The organism is Pelagicoccus albus (assembly GCF_014230145.1).
Classification (GTDB): domain Bacteria; phylum Verrucomicrobiota; class Verrucomicrobiia; order Opitutales; family Opitutaceae; genus Pelagicoccus; species Pelagicoccus albus.
Genome location: NZ_JACHVC010000006.1, coordinates 154,684 through 178,829, shown reverse-complemented (window position 1 = coordinate 178,829; position 24,146 = coordinate 154,684). Strand labels below are relative to the sequence as shown.

12 protein-coding genes are annotated in these 24,146 nt (G+C 54.1%); 5 read left to right on the top strand and 7 right to left on the bottom strand.

Features of this window, described 5'->3' with window-relative positions; genetic code table 11:
• Positions 1 to 32 precede the first annotated feature (32 nt).
• Positions 33 to 998 (bottom strand): family 43 glycosylhydrolase, encoded by a 966-nt coding sequence (locus H5P27_RS04220; protein ID WP_185659128.1) that lies wholly within the window; start codon positions 996 to 998, stop codon positions 33 to 35.
• Between the two features lie 155 nt (positions 999 to 1,153).
• Between H5P27_RS04220 and H5P27_RS04215 the strand changes: the two genes are divergently transcribed.
• The 3 genes from H5P27_RS04215 (at position 1,154) to H5P27_RS04205 (ending at position 6,090) form a co-directional block, all read left to right on the top strand.
• Entirely contained in the window at positions 1,154 to 3,304 is a 2,151-nt protein-coding gene (locus H5P27_RS04215) for a hypothetical protein (RefSeq protein ID WP_185659127.1), read from the top strand.
• A gap of 40 nt (positions 3,305 to 3,344) precedes the next feature.
• Complete coding sequence (locus tag H5P27_RS04210) at positions 3,345 to 4,319, top strand: ThuA domain-containing protein (RefSeq protein ID WP_185659126.1); 975 nt, start codon at positions 3,345 to 3,347, stop codon at positions 4,317 to 4,319.
• A gap of 133 nt (positions 4,320 to 4,452) precedes the next feature.
• The gene (locus tag H5P27_RS04205) at positions 4,453 to 6,090 is read left to right on the top strand and encodes a GH35 family beta-galactosidase (RefSeq protein WP_221774601.1); all 1,638 of its coding nucleotides are present in this window, start codon (positions 4,453 to 4,455) and stop codon (positions 6,088 to 6,090) included.
• Positions 6,091 to 6,130: 40 nt separating this feature from the next.
• On the opposite strand, the gene H5P27_RS04200 is transcribed toward H5P27_RS04205, so the two are convergent.
• From H5P27_RS04200 to H5P27_RS04175, 6 genes are read right to left on the bottom strand one after another with little or no spacing between them, the layout of a single operon-like run.
• The gene (locus H5P27_RS04200) at positions 6,131 to 8,035 is read right to left on the bottom strand and encodes a right-handed parallel beta-helix repeat-containing protein (RefSeq protein WP_185659125.1); all 1,905 of its coding nucleotides are present in this window, start codon (positions 8,033 to 8,035) and stop codon (positions 6,131 to 6,133) included.
• A 29-nt stretch (positions 8,036 to 8,064) separates the two neighbouring features.
• Complete coding sequence (locus tag H5P27_RS04195; protein WP_185659124.1) at positions 8,065 to 9,039, bottom strand: sugar phosphate isomerase/epimerase family protein; 975 nt, start codon at positions 9,037 to 9,039, stop codon at positions 8,065 to 8,067.
• Positions 9,040 to 9,064: 25 nt separating this feature from the next.
• On the bottom strand, positions 9,065 to 12,442 hold the full coding sequence (locus tag H5P27_RS04190) for a glycoside hydrolase family 2 TIM barrel-domain containing protein (RefSeq protein ID WP_185659123.1): 3,378 nt from the start codon (positions 12,440 to 12,442) through the stop codon (positions 9,065 to 9,067).
• On the bottom strand, positions 12,439 to 14,892 hold the full coding sequence (locus H5P27_RS04185) for a glycoside hydrolase family 95 protein (protein WP_185659122.1): 2,454 nt from the start codon (positions 14,890 to 14,892) through the stop codon (positions 12,439 to 12,441). The genes H5P27_RS04190 and H5P27_RS04185 overlap by 4 nt, the downstream gene beginning before the upstream one ends.
• Positions 14,889 to 16,001 (bottom strand): glycoside hydrolase family protein, encoded by a 1,113-nt coding sequence (locus tag H5P27_RS04180; protein WP_185659121.1) that lies wholly within the window; start codon positions 15,999 to 16,001, stop codon positions 14,889 to 14,891. Before H5P27_RS04180 ends, H5P27_RS04185 begins: the two co-directional genes overlap by 4 nt.
• A complete protein-coding gene (locus H5P27_RS04175) occupies positions 15,982 to 19,332 on the bottom strand; it encodes a glycosyl hydrolase (RefSeq protein ID WP_221774600.1) in 3,351 nt (1,116 codons plus the stop codon). The genes H5P27_RS04180 and H5P27_RS04175 overlap by 20 nt, the downstream gene beginning before the upstream one ends.
• Positions 19,333 to 19,572: 240 nt before the next feature.
• On the opposite strand from H5P27_RS04175, the gene H5P27_RS04170 reads away from it, so the two are divergent.
• Together H5P27_RS04170 and H5P27_RS04165 are read left to right on the top strand one after the other, a co-directional pair.
• On the top strand, positions 19,573 to 21,978 hold the full coding sequence (locus tag H5P27_RS04170; RefSeq protein ID WP_185659120.1) for a glycoside hydrolase family 2 TIM barrel-domain containing protein: 2,406 nt from the start codon (positions 19,573 to 19,575) through the stop codon (positions 21,976 to 21,978).
• Positions 21,975 to 24,137: a sialate O-acetylesterase gene (locus H5P27_RS04165; RefSeq protein ID WP_185659119.1), complete on the top strand. Its 2,163-nt coding sequence runs from the start codon at positions 21,975 to 21,977 to the stop codon at positions 24,135 to 24,137. Before H5P27_RS04170 ends, H5P27_RS04165 begins: the two co-directional genes overlap by 4 nt.
• The last annotated feature ends 9 nt before the right edge of the window (positions 24,138 to 24,146 follow it).

Genomic DNA, 24,146 nt, shown 5'->3' with positions numbered 1-24,146 from the left:
TTGCGAAAGCGAGCTGCCAACCCGCGTCATTGTTAGCTCTTATTCGACCGACCCACACCTTCCGAGCTCCGCTCGACCTCAAGAATGGTTCCATTTTCATCGAAGCTGAGGTACTCGGCGCACACATGTCTCTGAGGTCCGCAATCGGAGTCGATATCAAGCCAGCGGTGGTAAAACAGAATCCACTGCCCCTTGAACTCGACGATGGAGTGGTGATTATTGCTTTCGGACTCTTGCTCCATGAAGACCCCGCGGTACTCCCAAGGGCCCAAGGGCGAATGGCTAACATAGTGCGAGAGCTCACGATTGTTTTCCGGCATGGTGAAATAATAGAGATCGCCCCGCTTGAAAACCCATGGTCCCTCCATCTTGGGCTCGTGCCCGCCCATATCCATTTTCACGAAGTCGCCTTCGACACTCCGCATGTCGTCGGCCATCTTGGCAACAAGCCAGTCATGGCCATTCCCTCCGTGGAAATAGAGGTAAGCTTCCCCATCGTCGTCTACGAATAGGCAAGGATCATTGGCGTAAGGCTCTGTCCAAAGCGGCGCACCGATCATATCTTTAAAGGGTCCCGTCGGAGAATCGCTCTCGGCGATCCCGATTCCCATCCACTTGGTGCTATTCTCGGGATTGACCCGATCCTTGTGCCCGGTTCCAGCTGGAAAGCAAAAATAGTATTTCCCGTCCTTGTAAGCAGCGTCGGGTGCCCAAGCGTAGTTATCCGCCCATGACAAATCGTCCACCGACAAGGCCGCTCCATGGGAGGTCCAGTTAACCAAATCCTCCGACGAGTAGATCAACCAATCCTTCATCCAGAAATCCTCTTGGCACTCCTCGTCGTGCGACACGTAGAGATACATGCGTCCATCGGCCCATACATGACCGGAAGGATCGGCTGTTCTGACCTCACCCAAATCGAGAGGATTGGAAGCGTGGCAGAGTGCAGCGGCAAACAAAGCGCTGCCAAGGAGAATGGAGAGCTTTCTCTTTTTCATGGGGTGGAATTAGGGGGCTTTTACCAAAGGAATAGCGTACGAGAACCTGACCTTGGCTTCATTTTTCAGCAACCCAAATCGGCATCCCTGAACCGAGCATCTTTGACTTTTTCTCAGAGCCTGTTGGATTGGAAAAAAGCCGCCCCCCCACCCAAATGATTATAAAGCTACCCCTAGCTGCCGCGCTCGCTAGCCTATTTACATGCCTGTCCCTCGGTCAAACGGTCGACACTCCTATCAACCGCCTCGAAGTCGTCTCGCGCCACAACCCGCACCTTGAGGCCATCGATACCAGCGCACCTCTAACCGTGGGAAACGGATCCTTCGCCTTCACCGTTGATATCACCGGCCTACAGACTTTCGGCCAGAACTACCACGCCACCGGGATCCCGCTCGAAACGCTTGCTCGCTGGTGTTGGACGAGCGAAAAGAACCCCGAAGGCTACACCCTTCAAAACGCGAGTAGAGACTTCACCCAAGCAGACGGCAGCATCATTTCCCTACCTGCCCGAGGAACGAGCGTGGCGGCGGGTCGTTGGTTGCGTCGCAACCCTCGTTTGCACCCACTGGGTCAGCTTTCCTTGGAGTGGCTGGACGCTCCGGGCGGAAAATTAACGGAGGCCATGATCGAATCACCCAGCCAGACACTCGACCTTTGGCGGGGAACCATCACTAGCACCTATCAATTGGGAGGAGAGCCAGTCGAAGTTGTCACCTCCTGCGATTCCGACTCCGACAGCGTCGCCCTGCAGATCAAATCCCCCTTGATCGAATCGGGAAAAATCCGCGTACGGATCGATTTTCCGCGAGGCCACGACATCGCCACTAAGAACACCCCTGCCCTCGATTGGACAAATAGCGAACATCATCAGTCCCTACAGCTCGATGAGCGAACCGTGAAACGCAATGTTCTGGATGCGAGCTACTACGCGATCTCGAGCAATCCACTCCAAAAGGTGGATACTCATTCTTTTATGATAGAGGGATCGGAGGAACAAACCTTAAGCTTCACGTTTCGCTTCTCCCCAGACAACGTGCTGGCCCCGACTTACGAAGCGGCGAAGAAACGTGGCCAGGAGCACTGGATCGACTTCTGGCAAACAGGCGCCGCAGCCGACTTTTCGGGAAGTACCAATCCCATCGCGGAAAAGCTGGAAAACCGCATGGTCCTATCTCGCTACCTGACCGCCGCCCAATGCGTATCCACGTTTCCACCTCAAGAGAGTGGGCTAACCTGCAACACTTGGTACGGCAAACATCACACCGAAATGGTATGGTGGCACGTCGCTCATTTTATCGCATGGGGAAAATCAAATTACGCAGAAGAAAATCTCTCCTGGTTCCTCGACCGACTCCCGGTCGCCCAAAAACTTGCCAGCGAGCGGGGCCTCGACGGAGCGCGTTGGTCCAAAATGGTAGGACCTGACGGAAGGGAGAGTCCGGGCGGAAACCCGCTAATCGTCTGGAACCAACCCCACCCCATCTATCTCGCGGAGCTACTTCGCCGCTCGGGCGAAGAACCCGAGATATTGGAAACCTATGGCGATTTGGTTCTGCAGTCTGCCGCCTGCATGGCTTCCATGCTCCACTTCGACGAGAATCGCTCCGAGTACGTTCTGGGTCCACCGCTCTGGATCGCCCAAGAGATCCACGATCAATCGACCAGTCAAAACCCGTCCTTCGAGCTAGCCTACTGGAACTGGGCCCTTGGCATTGCCCAAACGTGGAGGGGAAAGCTTGGAATGGAACGCGTGGAGAAATGGGACCACATTCTAGCGCACCTTCCTGAACTTCCTCAATCCCAGGGCAAATACGTCGCCCTCGAATCGTATCCAGACACGTGGGACAATATTGATAGCCGGCACGATCATCCCCAGATGCTGATGCCGCTGGGCTTTCTCCCGGAGACCGACTACGTCGATCGCTCCATCATGAACGCAACCTTGGACGGAGTTTTGGCGGAGTGGGACTGGGAAGCCAAGATCTGGGGTTGGGATTACCCGATAGTCGCCATGACCGCCGCTCGATTGGGCCGCCCCGCGGAGGCAGTAGAAATCCTTCTCCGCGACGGTCCTAACAATCGCTACACACCCAACGGACATTGCCCGCAAGGCAGCGACGAGGTTCGAGCCAGCCAGAGCAAAGGTCACCCCGAAATCGCTGTCTACCTGCCCGCCAACGGTTCATTTCTCTCCGCCCTCGCCCTCATGCTCGCAGGTTGGGATGGTTCCGAAAACGAATTCCCAGGATTCCCGGACGATGGCAGCTGGCAAATTAAAACCGAAGGATTCGCTCCGCTGCCATAGCGCGAACGGTGAAATACAATTATTCAAACGATACTAGATTATGAATACAGCATTCAAAGCTCTCCTTTTAGCTACCTTAGCCTGCAGCGCATTCTTTCGAATCGCTCTCGCCGAAGAAGCGATCAAGCCCATCAAGACAATGCTGCTGACGGGCCAATCCAACAAGTACCACAACTGGAAAGTCTCGTCTGCTGCCATCGAACGCTATTTGCAGGAGACAGGCCTTTTTGAGGTGGACGTCATCCTGACCCCGCCGGGCGGCGAGAGCATGCAGGGCTTTTCGCCCGACTGGTCGAAATATCAAGTAGTGGTTATGGATTACGAAGGAGCGGAATGGCCAGAGGAGACAAAGCATTCATTTGTTGAATACATGAAAAACGGCGGCGGACTCGTGACCATTCACGCGGCGGACAATTCCTTTCCTCTCTGGGCGGAGTTTAATAAAATGATTGGCGTAGGTGGATGGGGAGGCTCCGGATTGCACGAGCCCCCTCTCTCGGACAAGCCGAAATTCCAAGCCAGTCGCAACGAGCGTTGGGGCCCCCGCATTTACTGGCGTTCTTGCGAAGTCGTGCACGACCAGTCTCCCGGAGCTGCCGGGCACCCTCCGCCTCACGAATGGCTTCTAACCGTGAGAAACTCGGAGCACCCCGTCACCGAAGGACTGCCAGAGGTCTGGCTAAACGGACGGGACGAGCTTTACTCCGGTCTGCGCGGACCCGCTGAAAATCTGGATCTGCTAGCCACCGGCTTTGCCGATCCCGACCAGCGAGGTGCTTCCCCTCACAACGAACCGGTCTTCATGGCCATATCTTACGGAGAAGGTCGCGTCTTCCATTCGACGCTCGGCCACGTAGGAGCTGGGGACGATTCCAACGCTCCAGCGATCAACAATGTCGCATATATCGTAAGCCTCCAGCGAGGTACGGAATGGGCAGCCACTGGTGACGTCACTCAAGCAGTCCCCGAAGACTTCCCCACCGCCTATCGAAGTTCCTATCGGAAAGGCGAATAAGTTGAAACTTCGATGGTCTGTTCGCGTCGCCTCATTCTTTGCTATAAATAGACTAGCAGCGTTTCCTGCTTGGATTGACCGAGAAATGGCGGCGCGTTTCCCTGTTTTCGAGACAAGAACCCCGCTCCAAATCATGCTAAGAAAACTAATCCTTTCGACGGCCGCTTTGCTGGCCCTTCCCATTTCACTCATCGCCAAGCCTGCTATTCCCCATATGGAAATAGTCGGCAACCGCCAACAGCTAGTCGTTGAAGGAGAGCCCTTCCTCATGCTGGCGGGCGAGCTTTCGAATTCCGCCGGCAGCACCATGGAGTCGATGGAGCCTATTTGGCCGCGCCTCAAGGAGCTCAACGTTAACACCATTCTGATCCCCATCTACTGGGAACTTCTGGAACCAGAGGAGGGAGAATTCGATTTCGAGCTGGTCGACGACCTGATTCTTCGAGCCCGCAAAGAAGGATTCAAGCTGGTGCCCCTCTGGTTCGGCTCTTGGAAAAACAGCATGTCCAGTCACGTCCCAGCATGGGTCAAGCTGGATCAGAAACGTTTTCCCAGAGCCAAGAGCGCCGAGGGAATCAGCCAGGAGATCCTAACTCCATTTTCGGATAACAATCTTCAGGCGGACCTGAATGCCTACCGCCAACTCCTCCGGCATATCAAAAAGGTGGACGCGGACCATCAGACCGTGATCCTCATGCAACCGGAGAACGAAATCGGCATGCTGCCTTCCGCTCGCGACTATCACCCGCTTGCCAATGAGCAGTTCGAAGCCGAGGTACCTGCCGAGCTTATCGAATATCTGGTCCAAAACAAGGACACGCTAAATCCGGAGTTCCTCGAAGTCTGGGAAAACGCGGGATCCAAAACAGAAGGCAACTGGGAGGAAATCTTCGGAGTTGGCCTCCACACAGACGAAATTTTCATGGCGTACTACTTCGCCAAATACGCCGACGCAGTCGCTAAAGCGGGCAAAGAAGAATACGCCCTACCCGCCTACGTCAACGCGGCCCTCAATCGTCCAGGGAGAAAACCGGGCGAGTACCCGAGTGCCGGACCCTTGCCGCATGTCATGGACCTCTGGCGAGCCGCCTCTTCGAATATCGATTTCTACTCTCCCGACTACTACAATCCTCGCTTCAAGCACTGGAACGATCTCTACGTCCGCCAAGGTAATCCGCTCTTCATTCCAGAACACCGCTACGACGACACCGTTTCAGCTAAATCGCTGTATGCATTTGGTCACTACGAAGCACTCGGTTTCGCCCCTTTCGCCATCGACCAGATTCCCGGCAAACCGCTCACTCCCGGCCAAGCCAAACTCGGAGAGATCTACGACATCGTTGCACAGATCAAACCGTTGCTCGACCAACAACGCGGGCAAGGACGCGTAGAAGCAGTGCTACTGGACAAGGACGTTCGAGAGGTGACCTTTCAGTTGGGCGACTACGAGTTCATCGCAGGCCATACCTTCAACCTTGGTTGGGAACCGAACTCCAATGCGGAAGAGTGGGAACCGGCGGGAGCCATCATCGTGCAAACCGCTGACAACGAGTTCTACTACGCAGGCTTCGGCGTTTCCGTTAAGATCAAAAGCCTCAAAGAGAACGCTCCCCGCGTCGGCATCCTCAAAGCGGAGAGCGGCAGTTTCGAAGACGGAAAATGGAAGGTCTTCCAGCATCTCAACGGCGACCAAACCCACCAAGGCCGCCACATTCGTTCCTTTGTCGACTCCGTCACCATTCAGCGTTTCACGGTCTACGAATACGAGTAGGCAAAAATCAGCGATAGGCTGAAAAAAAGCTTCGGCCAAATCAGTTCAACAAATGCTGGAACTCCAGTTCCAGCCCCGCCGCGTCTTTGATCTCTTGGGACACTTGAGGGCCATTGTTCTCCCACGTGTTTCCGGGGCCGTTGGCGTTGGTGGAGAACTTTTGCTCCGGACACCAGTTGTCTCGAACGTAGATGTAGGACGAACCTTCATCTAGGTAGAGATAGTTCCAGTGGTTCGGGTCGTGTACGTAAGCTGGCTTGTAGAGGGTGTGCACGCTGTTCTCGCTGATCACCGATTTTGGCTGAGGCGATAGCGTGTAGATTCCACCCACGTCATACATGTGCTTTGCGTAATGGTGTATGTGGTTAGCGTGAATCAGGTTGTCCCGCATGCAGTTGACGGACTTGGTCCAACCCCAGCCCATGCTAATTCCGGTGTAAGCGACTTCGCTGATTTCGTTGTGGGCGATTTCAATTCCCCGCACGTAACCAGCCGCGATTCCCACGCATCCCCAATCCTCGTTGGCTACGTCGGTCACGAGATTGTTAACGATGCGGGCATCGGAGCATATTTCTCGCTCGTCGCTTGGATCGTAAGGGACGTGCGTTTCGATACCGCCGTCTTGAAAGCCGCCGATCACTATTCCGTTACCACCAATATCGCGGAAGACATTCCCTTCCACCACCGCTCGCTGAGAACCAAAAGTATAGTCGAGACCGCTAGCCGCTATGCGCTGAAAAATGCAGTTTCGAAAAGCGATGTCGTTACCGCCGTAGACAGTTACGGCTGCGGACTGCCTCCCAATCCAAGCCTGATTTTCAAGGCCTGCCTTATCGGGAGTACCGGGGACCTTTAACTTATAGGCATCGTACATGTAAAACCCGGCCTGCAGCGGCACATGCCCTGCAATTGAGGGACGCATCCAAGTAGTATGCTCAAAGTGGATACCATAGAACTGCACGTGTTCAACTGGCGCGTCTAGAGATCCTTGCACCTCAACCAGAGTTTCCATGGCAGGAGCGATCACCTCCACCGTGGCCATATCCTGACCTTCTTTCGGCCAGTAGTAGACCAGTCCCTTCTCTTCGTCGAGGTACCACTCACCTGGCTCATCGAGGAACTCCATGCGGTTGGCTAGATAATAAGCGGAACTGCCATTGTCGGCGCTGTAAAATCCTGGCTTGCCCTTATTGGCTAAAACAACGGGAGGCCACGGGTGCTCGAACTGCACGCGGCTTTCGGGCTCGTAAAATGAAATGCGCGCCCGGCCTTCCTCCGGGAAAGCTTCAAAGGTTTTAACCCGAAGAATCGCGATCGCCCACATTTGATGGATAACGAACTCCATGCCAAGCGGATCGGAAAAATCGCCGAATTCCGGTAGCTCTATCCAACCAACCCGGTTCTCTTTGTCCCAATCTAGAATTCTGGGCAGGTCATTATCATCAACCTCCTTAGCCCGCACGGCCCGCTCTCCTTCGACCCAAAGTTGACGAAAAGAAAACCGGTTTGCGTTTTTGCGAGGAGTCTTAGCCACCCAGAGCTTTCCTTTGGCAGCGGGATTCAAGCCTTCGATTGATCCTTCCGCAGGACTCCAACCCTCGACTGCAACGCCACCGCTCAACACAGGAGTCGCATCAGGTGCCGCCTTAAACGTTGTGGGACTAACGGCCGTACCCGAATCTTCAGTACGTATCAGCAAAGGCTCTATCAGCTCGTACTTGCCATCGGTGAGCAGGATTTCGATCCCTTCTGCGATCGACTCATCATTGAGCCGACGCAACTCGCGGGCCTGCCGCTGTGCCGCGGCGATTCTGAGATACGGAGCTTCCATGCTCCCATCGCCCGCCTCAGTCCCTTCGGGTGAAACCCAAATCTGACGCGGGGCAGCGGCCGCAACCGATACCGCACCTAACCCACAAAGTACTAAAACAGCTTTCTTAAACATAGACCTATCTCACTCAAAATTATTCGTTCCTACTTAGCTCCTTGGAACACCTTCTTCAGGTACCGTGTATTCGCTCCGAAATTACCGATTACATCTCGCGGATTGTTGGCGTCTCGCGAGCGTTCGATGACAAGCCAACCGCTCCAACCCATTTCGTCCAAAGTTTGCTTAACGGCTTCCATATCCAGCCGTTTGTTGTTCTCCAGCCAAACACCATCCTCATCGGTCGCATGGATCATACAGATCCGGTCCTTACCTAGGATCTTAAGCTCTTCGATCAAATCCCTACCGTTCTGCAAGGCGTTGGCGAAATTGAAGAACACTTTAATATTGGGCGAACCGACGTCTTCGAGTAGCTGCACATCCCCGGCAGCATCGTATGCGGTCTCGATACCGATTACTACACCCGCCGCCTCCGCCAACTTTGCAGCCATCTTAAGCCGCTCCACAACCTTGGGCCGCAACTCCGGGAACTCCACGAGGTTGGACTTCACTCCAAGCGGAAGAAAAGCGGTCTTCACTTCCATGATCTCCATGGAGTTGATCGTATCCGTTACCAACTGCTCGACCCCGTCTCGCTCCGCGAAACTTTGCGCGTAGAATCCAGACATCGCGATAGCGCACACTTCGAGTTCATACTTCTCGATTTCGTCCCGCATCTTTCGACGCTCGATCGGATTCATCAGCTTACTATCGAAGGTCGGACGGTTCCCCAAGCCTCCCATGTCGAGCTCAAGCCCATCCGCTCCGATCTCGTGAGTTCGCTGAAAAGCTCCCAGCTTCTGACGCTTCAGTATCATCCAATCGCATACGGCCACCTTGTAGCGCTCTCCATCTCCGCACCCTTCAGACTTCGCTGGAACCGAGGGTATCACGCTCGCAAGGGCGAGAGAGCAAAATCCAACTCGAATCACCGATTTCCTAGATGTAGGAGCGAGCTTGCTCGCGATCCCAATTCCATTCGCGACCAAGGTCGCCGCTATCAGACAAATTGTATTTCTCATCTCAAATAATCTTGGATCCACCGCATCACTCGTAGCGAACGCGTGAGAGCTCAGCTGCGTTTTCTTCTGCATCCAAGGGTCGGATACTAAATTCCATTTCGTAGTTCCCACTTGGCAGGGCATACTTTTCCAGGACGCTTGGTCCGCAGCTGCTGTTGCCTAAGCCACATTGAGCCACATCAAGCGACAGAACGATGTCGTCTCGTTCGACCAGCTCGTTGGTGTGTTTGGCAGCGGACAGATCTTCCTCCGCGTAGTGCAGGGCTGAAGCCGACAAGGTCTCACCCTTGGCAACCACAAGAACCCCTGCCCCTTCGCTACCCTCTCGCAAGGCAAGCCAACGAACCCCTTCCTTGTTTCCAGTCTCTTGCGGGCGTGGATACGGCACGTATTGATCGCTCACCGTACTCTCCCACACTTTCACCGGTGTACTGTCCTTGCGGTCCACGTAGTTCTCGAAAGGCCCGTGACCATACCAGCTGAAACTCTCTAGTCTACGATCAAAAAAGAGGCGAACCCCGATGCGTGGCAAATAAGGTAAACTCTCATCGCACTCGAACCGACTCTTTACGTCGATTGATCCATCGCCACGGAACGTCCACTCCGAGACGTGTTCAATCGTTCCCGCTTCAGCAACTCCCCGTGTATGGGCCATGAATACAGCCTCACGCTTCGACTTTCGCTCTAAGGCAATCGAAACAAGCTCTCTTTCAATTTGGTCTAAACCGGCATTGCTCCAGTCTTTCGCCAACCATTTTCCGAATCCTTTATCGTTGTCCGTGTAAGCTCGATACGCCTGCAAATTTGGCTGCTCATTTTCCGCCAGCATCTCCTCGCCCGCGTAGCGGAGGCTGGACAAGCTCCCCGTCTGCTTCGAGAGCTTTGCCTGGAAAGCCTTTCCGTTGATAAGCCAGAAACCAGAATCTTCAATAACCTCTAGCGTATCCAATTTTTCTGTGCGGATCGCAGGGATTGCTTCTTTATTCGTCTCAAGAGCGAATTGCTCCCAAGCCACTTCATGCCCTGCCTCGGCCCAGAGAGTGGACTCCTTGGTTTTGAAGGACACTTTCAACCAATAATCGCCAACGCTCGAAACACTTAACTGATCCCCAATCGGTAGCTGAATTTCGGTCGCGTCTCCGGCTGGCAAATCGAGTGCAGGCAAAACTCCCTCCGCTTCCACGATTCCATCGTGAATCATTTGCCAGCTTAGTTCCAAAGTATCGAGGTTTACGTGATGATGGCGGTTCGTGACCTTCAACCTTGGACCTGAGGGGTTAAGCTCCACAGCTTCGATTGCCACGGGTTGATAGATTTTCTTTAGCTGCCAATACTTGGGATTCAGAGAACGATCGGCAAAAATGATCCCATTTAAGCAAAAGGCTTTCAGGTTTGGCTTGTCGCCAAAATCACCTCCGTAAGCGATATAGCGGACTCCACTTTCATCGATTTTATAGAGTCCCTGATCGACCCAATCCCAAATGAATCCGCCGAGCATTCGCGGATGCGAGTAGATCTCGTCCCAATATTCTTTGAGGTTACCCAGTGCGTTGCCCATTGAGTGAGCGTATTCACTGGTCAGTACGGGGCGATCATCGGAATCGTCTCGTGCTATTTCTAATAGCCGTTCCCAGCGAGCATTTTCCGCTCGTTCATCCTTAGAGTCTTCCGGAAGTCCGGGATTCAGATAAGCCTCTTCGACGCGCGGATAGAAACGGCTAATCACATCCACCGTATTCGGATCATGAGCACGATCTTCCATCGAGTAGCTCGTATCCCAAGTGGCTAGGTCGCGTTGCGCGCCTTCGTAATGGATCGGACGCGTAGGATCGAATTCCCTGAGCCACGCCGATACCGCGGCGAAGTTGGGACCATAGCCGGATTCGTTGCCCATGGACCAGAAAACGATGCTAGGGAAATTCTTGTCCCGCTCGGCCATTCGAACGGCTCGATCCAAAAACGCAGCCTGCCAATCCGGTTGACTCGCTAAGTATCCACGCAGGCCGTGCGTCTCAATATTTGCCTCGTCCATGACGTACATGCCGTAGCGGTCGCAGAGTTCGTACCATCGCGGGTCATTCGGATAGTGCGCTGTACGCACCGCATTCACATTGGCCCGCTTCATGAGCTCGAGGTCTTGCACCATGAGCTCCATAGTCATCTCTCGGCCCAACTCAGGATCGTGCTCATGCCGATTAACTCCTCGCAGGCGAACCGCTTGGCCATTGACCCAGAACTGTCCCTCTCGGATTTCCACCTCGCGAAAGCCAATATCGCTCGAAGTCGCGTCAATCACCTGCCCGCTAGGATCCTTGAGCGAAAGGGTCAATCGATAGAGATTCGGAGTTTCCGCGGTCCACTTTTTCGGGTTCTTAATTGTAGCCTTTAACCATCCAAACAAACGCCGTCCTCGCTGCGGATTACGTTCCACCAACACTCCTGCTTTGTATCCACGATTCAAAATCTCTTTCGCGTCATGGGAAAGCGGTGACTCAAAAACACGTTGTCCTTCCTCATCGAACAATTCCGCTTCTACGGTCCAGCCTTCCAAGGATTCACTCTGCGGAGCCGCCAATTCAGGCTCTATAGCCAGCAGGGCGTCTTGGTAATTTTCGTCCAGTTCCGTGCGGATTCCAAAATCGGAAATACGGGCCTGCGGGGTCGCATAAAGATAAACCTCTCTCTGGATTCCACCAAATCGCCACATGTCCTGATCTTCGAGATAGCTGGCATCACTCCATTTGTAGACCTCCACCGCGATTTGGTTGTTACCGCTGCGAACGTAATCGGTCACATCAAATTCCGCAGGGGTCATGCTACCTTGGCTGTAGCCAACCTTCTCTCCATTTATCCAAACATAGAAAGCGCTCTGAACTCCGGCGAAATGCAGAAAGACGCGTTGATTCTTCCAGCCCTTCGGAACTTCAAAACTCCGTCTGTAGCTGCCGACAGGATTCCGCTCATCGTAGGCGGTCCAATCTTCCTTCGGCTCGCTCGTCACACGGGGTGGATCGATGCGGTGCGGATAGCCGGCGCTTACATAGATCGGAGTGCCGTATCCGTTTACCTCCCACACCGCGGGAACTTCTAAATCGCCCCACGCAGAATCATCGAAATCGGTTTGATAAAAATCCACCGGCCTCAACTCGGGACGCTTGACCCAATTGAATTTCCAAGTCCCATTCAGGCTTTGGAAGCGGTGGGATGATTCACGGTCGCCGGCAAGGGCAGCCTCCGCTGATTCGTAGTTGAAAAAGTGAGCTCGAGCGGGCTCTCGATTGATTTGGATAACGTGCTGATTCTCCCAATCGGGCTGCGACCCAGCCGCGAAAGACAATCCAGCAAACGGTAGCAGCGAGCTCGCCAATAGTCGCCAAACCCAAGACAGTTTCTCAAAGCTCATAGCGTAACCTCCCGCTCTTCTCCGATCTCTAGCTCGATCGACTCACTCTCTTCATCGTAGACCAAAACCGTATTCGTCCCGTGTATACTTCTGATCTTGGCGGAGGTAAGCTTCCCTTCGGACCAGGCGATATCGACCTCAAATCCGCCTCGAGCTCTTAAGCCTTTCACCTCGCCCTCGCTCCATTCCTCCGGCAGAGCGGGCAAAAGGGTGATTTTGCCAAGCTCGCTTTGCATCAACATTTCTGCGATTGCAGCGGCTCCGCCGAAATTCCCGTCGATTTGAAAGGGAGGATGAGCGTCGAACAAATTCGGATACGTACCGCCTTCCCAAGGGGATTCCTTAGTGCGGGGTTTTGCGGGGTTGAAGAGCTGACTCATTAGTTTGTAAGCGCGATCGCCATCACCCAGTCGGGCCCACATACCCATTTTGAATGCAAGACTCCAACCGGTGCTTCCATCGCCTCGAACGTCCAAGGTTTTGCGGGCCGCCTTCGCAAGCTCTGACGTTGCTGAAGGTGTAATCTCATTTCCGGGATAGAGGCCCCACAGATGTGCGATGTGTCGATGCTGAGGATCCGCCTCCTCGTATTCTTCCAGCCACTCCATAACCCGGCCATCGGAACCAATCTTCGTTGGAGCGAGACGAGGCAAAGCTTCATCCAACTGCGATTGGAACGCGGACTCGTCCCCTACTATATCCGCTGCCTTGATACAGGCATCAAATAAGTAACGCAACAGTTGCTGATCAGCCGTCGGACCATTGCAAACATGCACCTTATTTCCATTCTCATCGATGAAAGCGTTCTCCGGTGAATTAGATGGACTGGTGACCAGCCAGCCGGTTTCCGGATCTTCGATCAACATATCGAGGTAGAACTCGGCGGAGCCCTTCAGGATCGGATAAGCCCATTCCAGAAAAGCCTCATCTTCAGTGTAGAGGTAGTGATCCCAGAGGTGCTGGCACAGCCACGCGGAACAGGAAACGGTAGAACCCCAACTGGCCGCCTCCCCTGGTGAAGTGAAGCCCCACGGGTTGGACAACAGAAACGAAACCCAACCATCCGCATCGTAGTAGGCCTTGGCAGTCTTCGCGCCCGGTTCCACCAGTGATTCAATCAAGGAAAACAGCGGCTGATGCAGCTCCGACAGGTTGCACACCTCAGCAGGCCAATAATTCATCTGGGCATTGATATTGGTATGCCAGTCGCCATTCCATGCGGTTTGCGTCTTCTCAGCCCAAATCCCTTGCAGGTTCGCAGGCAAACCTCCGGGGCGAGAAGAGGAGATCAAAAGATAGCGCCCGAAATCGAAATAGAGGGCTGCCAAATCGGGATCCCGCACTCCTTTTTCGTTGGCGACCAGCCGTTCTGGCGTGGGCAGTTGGCTCGCTTCCTCGCTGGCATTGCCACCTCTCAATCGTAAGCTTACCCGGTCGAAGAAGGACTGGTAGTCCTGAACGTGCCTGTCCTTCAAATCCGAATACTGAAAGGAACGAGCTCCAGCCATATCGCGATCCGCCGCCTTTCTGGCATCACGAACATCGCGACCAGCAAAGGTTTTGATATCGGTGGCTGCCGTTAGGTAAACGACCAACGAGTCGGCGTTGCGAACTTTGAGAATTCCATTTTCGGAGGAAACCTCACCCCCTTCAGCCTCGGCTTTCAAGAGAGCCGCATAACGAACACCCGGCTGAGTGGTCTTCGCTTCAGAAGTCCCCTCGTATCCATTATTTAACTGCCCCACCATGCGGAGCCCATCGGGTCCTGCCCGCTCCACGCTGAAACGTTCCTGCCGGTCAAGTTGAAGATCGCAACTGACAGCTCCCGGCTGATTAGCAGTGAGCTTCAATACGAAAACCTCATCCGGTGCGGAAACAAAGCCCTCCCGTTCAAAGAGCACGCCGTCAAGTTTGTAGCTTTGATAAAACGTCGCATCTTCCAGACGAAGCTCCCGCACATAATCGGAGACCTCGCCGTCGCCATCGGAAAGCATTCTGAGGCCCAATTTGCCGAGGGTTTGATAACAACCATAGGGATCGTCTTTACCTGTTCCCATCCCAGATCCCGCTCCGGCGCAGGTGAAGTTCGCATCTACTAAGGCTTCCGCCTCATGGTTTTTGCCCTCGAGCAAAAGCTTGCGAATCTCAGGTAAGGCTTGGTTTGCCTCGGGACGATCCGCCTCTTGAGGGGAACCGGACCACATCCCATTTTCATTCAAGACGATAGTCTCATCCAAGACCCCGCCGTACAGCGAAGCTCCCAGTCGACCGTTCCCAAGCGGCACAGAGCCAGTGAAGGCTTCGGAAGGCGAGTCGAAGGTGACTTTGCGAGCGGGCACTTCCGCACTTATCAGAGTTGTGAATACGAGGAAGAATGCAGGGACGACTTTGCTTGCGAGCCCTACCATACAATCGCGACCAAGGTCGCTCCTACCTGGGAAACGCTTCATTTCAAATCCTCCGAAGTTGCCAGAGCGATTACCCGGCCGTTTTCACCGACTCCACAGTAGAAGTGATAAACCACCCCATCGTGTTTTAGAACCCAAGGCTTGTGGGCGAAGGTTTTGTCGTAGGCCTCGCTCGACTCCACGAGGTGCTCCCCTTCCCACTTTGACCAATGCACCAGGTCGTAAGAACAGGCGAAGGTATCGAAGGCTCCCTTTTGATAAAACGCTCCGAAATAGAACATCACCCAGATATCGCCGATTTTCACCATCTGCGGGTCGCCACTGATTGCCCAAGGCGAAGGGCCGACATTATTAACCACAGGTCCAGGACCATAGCGTTGCCAATTCTTCATGTCGTGAGACACAGCGATTCCGATCGTCTCCTGTCCATAAGGCGGAGCCTTGCCGTTGTAGAACATGACGAAGGGAGCTCCGAGCTGCTCATCTTCGTCCCGCACGATAGCGCTTTTGTAGAGCGTCACGTGCTCGAAGTCACGCACGTCGCTCTGCATGGGCGAAAGCACCGGATTCGATTCGAGCCGGTCCCACGCTTGAATGGCGGTCGGGTTTTCCGTAGACGCCAAGCCAATAGAAAGCGGATCGGTCTCATACCCTTGTTCCGCGCCGCCAATATAAGACATCCAATACTTGCCCTCGTAGGTGCCGAGCTCGTGGTCAGCATCATCCCAACGTGTATCATAGAGGGCAATACCGCCGTCTGCCTGCCAAGCATCCCATCCTTCCTCCGCAAACGGCATGATGACACCAAGCCGCTCCCACTGCAACAAATCGTCACTGACTGCTAGATGCGTTTGGTAGCCGACCGAATCGACATTCGAGACGAACATCATGTACCAACGTCCATCGTGGCGGAAAACGTTGGGACAGTCGACCATTTCACCTTCCTCAGGCTGAAGCACCACTCCGTATTTGTAGGGAGTCTTAACTTCCTCGTAAATGGCACGCATCTTTTTCCCTGAAACCATGCGAGGCTTTCCTTCCGGGAAAGGCAGAACCTCAGGACGGCTCGAGGATTCAGGGCTTTGAGCAAAACAGCCGCTGACCAAAATGGCAGAGCTTAAAAGTGTCAGGCTAGTAAGTTTCTTTAGCATAGAAAAATGTGGTTCCCCTGGGTTCTAAGCGGTGCTTGGTAGTCATCAGCTGCACCGGACCGAGAAGCCCGGATTTGATAGGCTTTGCCCCATCCAGATCCAGAGGGGCCGTCGTCCAAACGGATCGTTCTTCCTCAGGTAGAGCGAATTCGGAGATCAGTCGATTCCTCCAAGTATTGGCGACTTCGATACGTAACTCGTTCTCGTCGCCTTCACGCAAAAACTCGCTGGGCACAAAAACTCGAAACGGCTCCGTCCACGCCAACCCACAGGATTTTCCGTTAACATAAACCTCCGCTAGTTCGGCTACATCACCAAGGTCAATCGCCAATTCGCCACTGCTCTTATCCCAAACAAAACTTGTCTCGTAAACGCCCACTCCCGAAAAGGCTCGTACTTCCGCCTCTTCGAACTCCGACCAGCTCTGCAATGATTCCAAGCAATACTGTCCCAATCCGGGCAAGGTGATCGCCCAGACCGCATCGCCTAAGGAAGCTGCGACTTCCCACTTTTTGGCTGCCTCTCTCTCAGCCAGCCCCTCGGGCCGAATCAAAATAAAGCAAGACTCTGCCTCCTCGAGCGTAAGTGGCATCTCGATACGGTCATCGACTATCGAATAAGCTTCTGCCGCACAAAGTTCACCCGTTTGAGGATTCCAAAGTTCGGGCACACCTGATTCGGCTCGAACAGAAATAGTCGATTTTAGTTTTTCACTATCGTTCGGGTTAGAAACGAAGTAGAGCTCAGCATCCTCGAGACGGCGGTGAGACCAAGGCAATCCATGCAAGCGCTCACCGTTCTCATCCATAGCGAGAAAATCAGGTGCGACTCCGAATCGGGAAAAATCAGATTCCTCATACACATTTTCCAGTACGACTGCTCCCTGCTTTTTCAGCTCCGCAAGTTTATCCCGCAGCTCGTCGCTCAAGACGCTGCCTTGCGAGGCCATGGGTCTTTCTTGAGGAACCACTAAAACCGCGTAGCTTCCTCCGCCAGGAAGCACGATTCGTCCGTCTTCCACTGTTGCCAACCGAAGCAATGCGTCGCGGTTGATGGAGTCATAAGCGTATCCACGAAGCGGATCGATCCAATCCTCTGGATCAGCCATATTCCCGGAATGCGTCACTCCGGCAGGCATTTCCCTCAGAGGCTGTCCTTCGAACGCCAAACGGGTCTCTTCACTTTTGACCCGATCTTCGCCGAAGATTCCCGGCAAACTGGATACAAGTCGATCCGGCAAAACCGAGCGTCGTGGCATCTCCTCACCCATAAAAACCGCTACGTCCACCACCGGTTCACCGAGCTGCAAAAGAGCCTGGCAACGCGTCAGATAATCAACCCAAGCACGCCCCATCTTCCACCAAATCTGATCGCGTTGAAAGTAAAGGCCCACGCCATTGAGCGTCACACCGGGAACGCGATCCATAAAAGGATTATGCGTAAACACGTGAATAGAGAAACGATTGATTCCACGAGCAAAGTTCTGATCTCCCAGCGTTTTCAGCATGCCGGGATGTTCATCCCAAGCCATTCGAAGCTGGGTAAAAGCCTCCGCCTGAACGATCCGCTTTCCGTAGACATGAGCGCCAGAAATGGCGTCCAGCATGTCGTTGGGTTTGTCGTGAGTCGGGCTCTGCAGCCAAAACTCGCCCATCGGAAAATCGACATTCTGGAAGTGGGCAATGCCATCGCTCATCATAGTTGGAGCCACGCTCTCGCAAGAAAAGTCACAACCGGCATCTTTGGCCAACTTCGCCATGGTACCGTAAAATTTATCCACGACCAGTTCGCCAATCGTTTCACGCACATCTCGCAAAACCTCCTCGGATCGCTCCGCGGATTCTATCGGCACTCCGGCAAAGAGTGGCAAGTAAGGTACAATGTCGTAGCCGCGTCGCTTTTCGAATTCATCACGAAAGAAGGGCGACCAATTTTGGCTGCCACACTCCCAGCTATCGACGTGGAAACCGCTGAGCACGGAGCCGGCTCGATCTGGTCCGGCGACCCGAAGGGCTTCGCCGAACCAATGGTCAAACTGCTTTTCAATCGCCACCGGGTTGAACTTATCAACTTCGAGTCCTTTGCCCGCTCCCCCAGTGGCATTGGTATGTCCAGTAGTGGTATGGCCCATACGCAGGATCGTCCACTCCCCGACAGGAGGATCCCAATCCAGTGCGCCATCCGGGCTCAAACGATCCGACAGTTCGATTATTTCTGATGGATCAATGCAAGCAGCCAACGGAGCTTCGTCGACGGTAGTCTCTCGGTCAATACGCCAGACCAGACCGCTTTTTCCTTCCACTGCATGGATACGGGCGTCTCCGTAAAGTTCGATCCCGCGGATCTTAAACACGGTCCGCCACTTGGCACGATCCAAGTCCTCCGATCCTGGCGATGATCCAGTCGGATCATACTCAAAACGAAAATACCGAGCTGTCGTTTCTTCTATGGAGTGCGTGAACTGGGCGTCTCCATCCTGCCAACCGTGCCGCGGCGACTCCAATTGCCGGACTAAGCGGAAGGTTTCCCCATCCTCACTGGCGAGGACTTTAATGCGATTGGACTGGTAGTTGTTGCTGTGCGGCCGAATCACGAGGCTGCGGCACGTGAAAGGAGTCTCGAATTCGTACTGAATCCAGCACGGCTCCTCGCTTCGCAGCGGTTCGGAGTTGAGTGGATCAGCCAGTCTCTGAGCAGAGTCACCCTCCACACTGCTGGTGACCTGCGGTTTTATAAGATTGCTCGACTCGCCTTCGCCCGCTCGCCTCGGATAGGCGAAGGTGGCGATGTCCTGATAGTACCCTTCCAGCGACTCGGGTTGCGGCAAAACGATCGAAGCCGCATCTCCTCGGGTGAAGGTCTTGGACCAGACCACCTTTTGCATCGATTCTTCGGGCTTGATCCATGGACCGCCCGCGACCGCAAACCCGTCGCTGGCGTGCATAGCGATGCGTAAGCCCAAACGTTCGGCTTCGGCAAAGGAGTGATCCACCCGCTCCCAGAACTCAGGTGACAGTTGTGGCGATGCGGGCTCGTAAAGAGGTTCCTCGTCTACGCCAAAGATCGGCATCAGGTAGGCTCCGCCGATACCCGCTTCCGCCATGGCCTCTAAGTCGGCAGTAATACCTTCGAGCGAGATCGCTCCACGCATCCAATACCAAAATACCCAAGGTCGCGCATCCTCATTTGGCGACTGGAAAGCCGCCTCCAGGTCTGCATACGTTTCAGGCCGGACGCTAGAAACCTCCACCGCCTTCGACGACGTGGGAAGGATAGCAAAAGACAAGGCAGCCAACAAAGGCAAACGCAGACGAAAGTTGGGAACACGCACAGGCAACTGGGTTATTAGGGGGAATTATTTCAAATGAAATAATTAGCAAAACCTTATGTTTCACAAAAACCTTGTGTCAACGCGTTTCGCTCCTAGACACCTTATAAAGCCCTTTCAAACCAAGCGTCATACCCAGATTATAAGCTTATTGCCCCGAGAAGAAAAACTCAGTGAAATATATTTTGTTTCATTCGTTTTTCATCCAAAATCGAGATATCCTAAGCCCCTTTTGCAAAACCCATGTCCCCTCGAATTGCCCCCCGCTCGCTTTGCGTCATTGGCAGCATCGCAGCTGCCCTTAGCCTAAGCCCCATGACTGGCTTCGCACGCGAATCTGAAACGCTCGCCGATAGTTGGAATTTCAGCCACGGGCCCGAACAACCCGCTGAATCGGATCAATGGACCGAGGTTTCCCTTCCTCACGACTGGAGCATCGAATTGCCTCGCGACGAGGATCAGCCGAGTCTCGGCGGGAACGGATTCTTCCAGACCGGTATCGGCTGGTACAAGCGGGAGCTGCTAGCTCCCAAACGTTGGATGGACCAGAAGGCCTTGCTGCACTTCGAAGGCGTCTATCAAAAGGCGAGCGTCTGGCTAAACGGCGAACTACTCGCCGAGCACGCCTACGGCTACACCCCTTTTCAGGTCGACCTCACCGACAGCCTCGTCCTTGGCGAAACGAACGAGATTCTGGTGAAAGTGGATAATTCCGACCAGCCGAACTCGCGCTGGTACAGCGGCTCCGGCATCTATCGTCCGGTTACCCTAAGAATCTTCGATCCGATCCACATAGACAAAAGGGATATCTCCGCATCTACTTGGTTCATCTCCGAAGATGGCAAGCTGGGCACCATAGCCGTTTCCGCACAAGCCCGCAACGGTTCGGAAGCGACTGAAGAAATCACCCTGAAAGCCTCCATCATCGATCCGGATGGGCTTCCGGTCGCAAACTTCGAACAAAGCGGGAACGCCGCCCCAGGCGAACGTTTCACCTTCGAAGCCAAGCTCGGCGTACCGCATCCACAGGTTTGGGATCTGGATTCGCCCACGCTATATCGCCTAGTTGTGCGAAGCTTCGTGGGAGATCGGCAAACGGACCGAGAGGAAACAAGCTTCGGAATCCGTACTGTTGAATTTTCGGCGAAAGAGGGCTTCCTGCTCAATGGTCGATCAGTCGAGCTGATCGGAGCCAACGTCCACCACGACAATGGCCCGCTTGGCGCGGCGGAATACCGCGACGCCGCCTTCCGCAAAGCGAAGGTACTTAAAGACGCCGGCTTCAACGCGGTTCGCACTGCTCATAATCCTCCCTCTAGCGACTTCCTAGACGCCTGCGACCAGCTGGGGCTTCTAGTATCCGACGAGTCCTTCGACGGCTGGAAATCCAAAAAAAACAAGCAGGACTACGGCACTCTTTTCGACGAAAACTGGGAGTCTGACCTTCGGGCCATGGTCTATCGGGACCGCAACCATCCATCGGTCGTCATGTGGAGTATTGGCAACGAGGTCTACGAGCGAGGCAAGGAAAGCGGGATCGAAATCGCCGCCAAAATGCGAGAAACCGTTCGCAGCATCGATACAACTCGCCCCGTGACGGCCGGAATAAACGGATTGGGCAAAAAAGAAGAATGGCCCCAGCTCGACCACCTCTTTGCCAACTTGGACGTAGTGGGTTACAACTACGAACTACACCGGCACGCGGAAGACCATGAGCGTCTTCCCAACCGGATTATCTATTCTTCCGAGAGCTACCTCGACGACGCATTCGCTAGCTGGAAGGCGTCCTCCGATTTCGAATACGTAATCGGCGACTTCGTTTGGACCGGAATCGACTACTTGGGAGAAGCAGGCATCGGGCGCGTTTTCCCTCCTGAAATCGAAGCGTACCCACACTGGGAAGGCGTGCACTATCCATGGCACGGGGCCTACTGCGGCGACATCGACCTGACAGGCTTCCGCAAACCGATTTCCCACTATCGCAACATCGTCTGGGATCAGGGCGAGAAGCTCTTTGCCGCAGTCTTGGAGCCGACCGAGACAGGCGAGGATTGGAACGTTTCCCAATGGGCCACTCGCCCTTTGATCGAAAGCTGGACTTGGCCTGAACTAGCTGAAGGTACACCGGTAACCGTAGAAGTGTTTTCCCGCTACCCAAAGGCCCGCCTCCTTCTGAATAGCAAGATATACGGCGAGAAGCCCACTGGCGAGACACAAGAATTTAAAGCCGTATTCGAAATCCCCTACAAAGCGGGAAAGATCGAAGCGCAAGGTATTGATTCCAATGGCAACGTCGTCGAACGGTTTGTTATCCAATCCGCAGAACCGGCCTCCCAAATCGCACTCGAGGCGGAAACGCCCATCGAGCATGGAGAGAAGAACACGCTTCGCTTCGTCCGAGTCCGCCTTGCCGACAAAAACGGGATTTGGAACATGGCTCAAGATGCGTCGGTGAGCTACTCCTTAGACGGCCCCGCTCGCATCGCCGCTATCGGAAGCGCCGATCTCGCCAGTGAAGAAAACTACGGAGCCAATCCTAGAAAGACTTGGCAAGGACAAGCCCTCGTGGTGATTGAAAGGACAGGAGACGGCTCAATCACTCTCACCGCGGAGAGCGAAGGACTGGGCTCCACCAAAATCGAGCTATGAGAATCCGCAACAGCCAAAAGACAAGTAGGAGCGACCTTGGTCGCGATAAATCGCCACACACTCGCCGCCTAGCGAGAGCAATCCTGCCAACCCTACTCCTTTCACTCGCCCCGCTCACGCAAGCCGACATCACTTGCCCGCCGATCTTCACCGACCACATGGTTTTGCAGCGGGAGATGCCAGTTAAGCTCTGGGGAACCGCCGATCCTGGTGAAAACGTAACCGCCCAGTTCTCTGAGCAAGTGGTATCGACCACCGCAGACGAATCCGGGAATTGGTCCCTCGCCCTCGCCCCGCTTAAAGCTTCGGCGAGCCCCCGCAGCCTAAGCCTAACGGGCAACAACGAGCTTATCTTCGACGACGTTCTCGTTGGCGAAGTGTGGTTCTGCTCCGGCCAATCCAACATGGACAAGCCGCTGGGCGAACAAAAGGGCCAAAAGCCTACCCTCGGTTACCCAGAAGTCCTGAAGGATGCGGACCTGCCCCATCTTCGCCTCTTCGTCATGCCTCGGCATGGGGTGGTGAAGAACGAAGAAAACCAGATGCTGTGGAAACGCTGCAGTCCTGAGACCGTGGAATCGATGCGTTTCTCCGCAGCCGGTTTCCATTTCGGCGAAAAGCTGCACGCCGAGCTAGATGTGCCCATCGGCTTGATACACTGTGCCTACGGAGGCACCATGATCGAAGCGTGGATGCCAGACCAAGCTTTCCAGCACGACGAAGAGCTGGCGCCCCTTCTCGACCAACCTTATTTCGCCTGGGTCAAAGGCGTACAAGCCACCGAACTCTACGAGAGCATGGTCGAGCCGCTTGCCCCTTTCTCCTTGCGAGGATTTCTATGGTACCAAGGCGAAGCTAACTTGATGCATGGCGACGGCTCCATCTACGCCGATAAGATGAGAGCCTTGATCAAATCTTGGAGGGACGCCTGGAGCGACAGCGAGGCTCCCTTCTACTTCGCCCAAATAGCGCCTTTCACATACTCGGAATGGATCGGCGACAAGACACCGAGCCTCGATGCCCTTCCCTATTTTTGGGAAACTCAAGCCTCAGTGGTCGACGCAGAAAACGGGATCGAAATGATCCCGACTTTCGACCTGGTCAAAAACGTTCGCGATATTCACCCCGTCAACAAGAGAGATGTAGGCTATCGTTTTGCCAACCTTGCCTTGGAGTCGACCTATTCTCGTCCCGGAGACAAAAGCGAAATCCCGCAACTAATTTCTACCATAATCCAAGGTAAGAAGCGCCTTAAAGCGAGCTTCACCCAAAAACTCAAAGAGAGTCAGAACATTGCCGCCGGAGAGCTAGGAGCCTTCGAGATCGCCGGAAAAGACGCGGTCTATTATCCCGCCGAGGTCAAGTGGAGAGGAGCGAACGCTATTCTATCAAGCGAGTTTGTCGAGAAGCCGATCTACACCCGTTACGCTTGGGATGAAAAGGCCCAAGCCCCTTACACCGGAAGCGACAAGCTGCCCTTGTACCCATTCCGCACCGACAAGAAGAAGATCGAAACGCTCCTGCCTCAATTTCATAAGGCGGAACGAATTCAATTCACGGATCCGGGGGCAGACGACTACCGAGAGTTAAAGGGCAACGAGGACCAATCATTCGAGCTCGAAGGCTGCGTCATAACTCTATCAAAACTGAGTGAAGACTCCTTCACCCTGACGATAAGCGGCCTCTCGGAAAATCCGCATACCATTGCAGTCCAGCAACGAGGCAAAGACATCTCCTTCCAGCAATTTTTCACACAAAAGGGTTTTACTCTTCAAAAGGTAATCGAGGGTTCGATAGCCGATTTGGTCGAGATCGTAATCGACGCACCCGATCCAAGCAAACAAGCGAACTCTCCACTCCCCCAAACCGGAGCAACGACTCAGACCACAGAGGATGGAGGACTCACGCTCAGCTGGCAGCCAGGACAAAAGGGCGACACCTACATTCTGTATCTCAATTTCGGTGACGAACTCAGTTCGACACAAGAAAAGGTCCTCAAAGCCGGCCGCAGCTCTAGCACTTGGCAAGGTCTCTTGAATCAAAACTCCTTTGAAGTTACCGATCCAAAAACCGGATACTACACGTGGAGAGTCGATAGTATCAGCAAAGCCGGCGAACTCACACGCGGAGACGTCTGGACCTTCAAACACTCAAATTAATCAGCTTCG

What these genes read in the sequence shown, in the direction of transcription:
- H5P27_RS04220 (WP_185659128.1), bottom strand. Translation starts at nt 998, where the DNA reads ATGAAAAAGAGAAAGCTCTCCATTCTCCTTGGCAGCGCTTTGTTTGCC.
- H5P27_RS04215 (WP_185659127.1), top strand. Translation starts at nt 1,154, where the DNA reads ATGATTATAAAGCTACCCCTAGCTGCCGCGCTCGCTAGCCTATTTACA.
- H5P27_RS04210 (WP_185659126.1), top strand. Translation starts at nt 3,345, where the DNA reads ATGAATACAGCATTCAAAGCTCTCCTTTTAGCTACCTTAGCCTGCAGC.
- H5P27_RS04205 (WP_221774601.1), top strand. Translation starts at nt 4,453, where the DNA reads ATGCTAAGAAAACTAATCCTTTCGACGGCCGCTTTGCTGGCCCTTCCC.
- H5P27_RS04200 (WP_185659125.1), bottom strand. Translation starts at nt 8,035, where the DNA reads ATGTTTAAGAAAGCTGTTTTAGTACTTTGTGGGTTAGGTGCGGTATCG.
- H5P27_RS04195 (WP_185659124.1), bottom strand. Translation starts at nt 9,039, where the DNA reads ATGAGAAATACAATTTGTCTGATAGCGGCGACCTTGGTCGCGAATGGA.
- H5P27_RS04190 (WP_185659123.1), bottom strand. Translation starts at nt 12,442, where the DNA reads ATGAGCTTTGAGAAACTGTCTTGGGTTTGGCGACTATTGGCGAGCTCG.
- H5P27_RS04185 (WP_185659122.1), bottom strand. Translation starts at nt 14,892, where the DNA reads ATGAAGCGTTTCCCAGGTAGGAGCGACCTTGGTCGCGATTGTATGGTA.
- H5P27_RS04180 (WP_185659121.1), bottom strand. Translation starts at nt 16,001, where the DNA reads ATGCTAAAGAAACTTACTAGCCTGACACTTTTAAGCTCTGCCATTTTG.
- H5P27_RS04170 (WP_185659120.1), top strand. Translation starts at nt 19,573, where the DNA reads ATGTCCCCTCGAATTGCCCCCCGCTCGCTTTGCGTCATTGGCAGCATC.
- H5P27_RS04165 (WP_185659119.1), top strand. Translation starts at nt 21,975, where the DNA reads ATGAGAATCCGCAACAGCCAAAAGACAAGTAGGAGCGACCTTGGTCGC.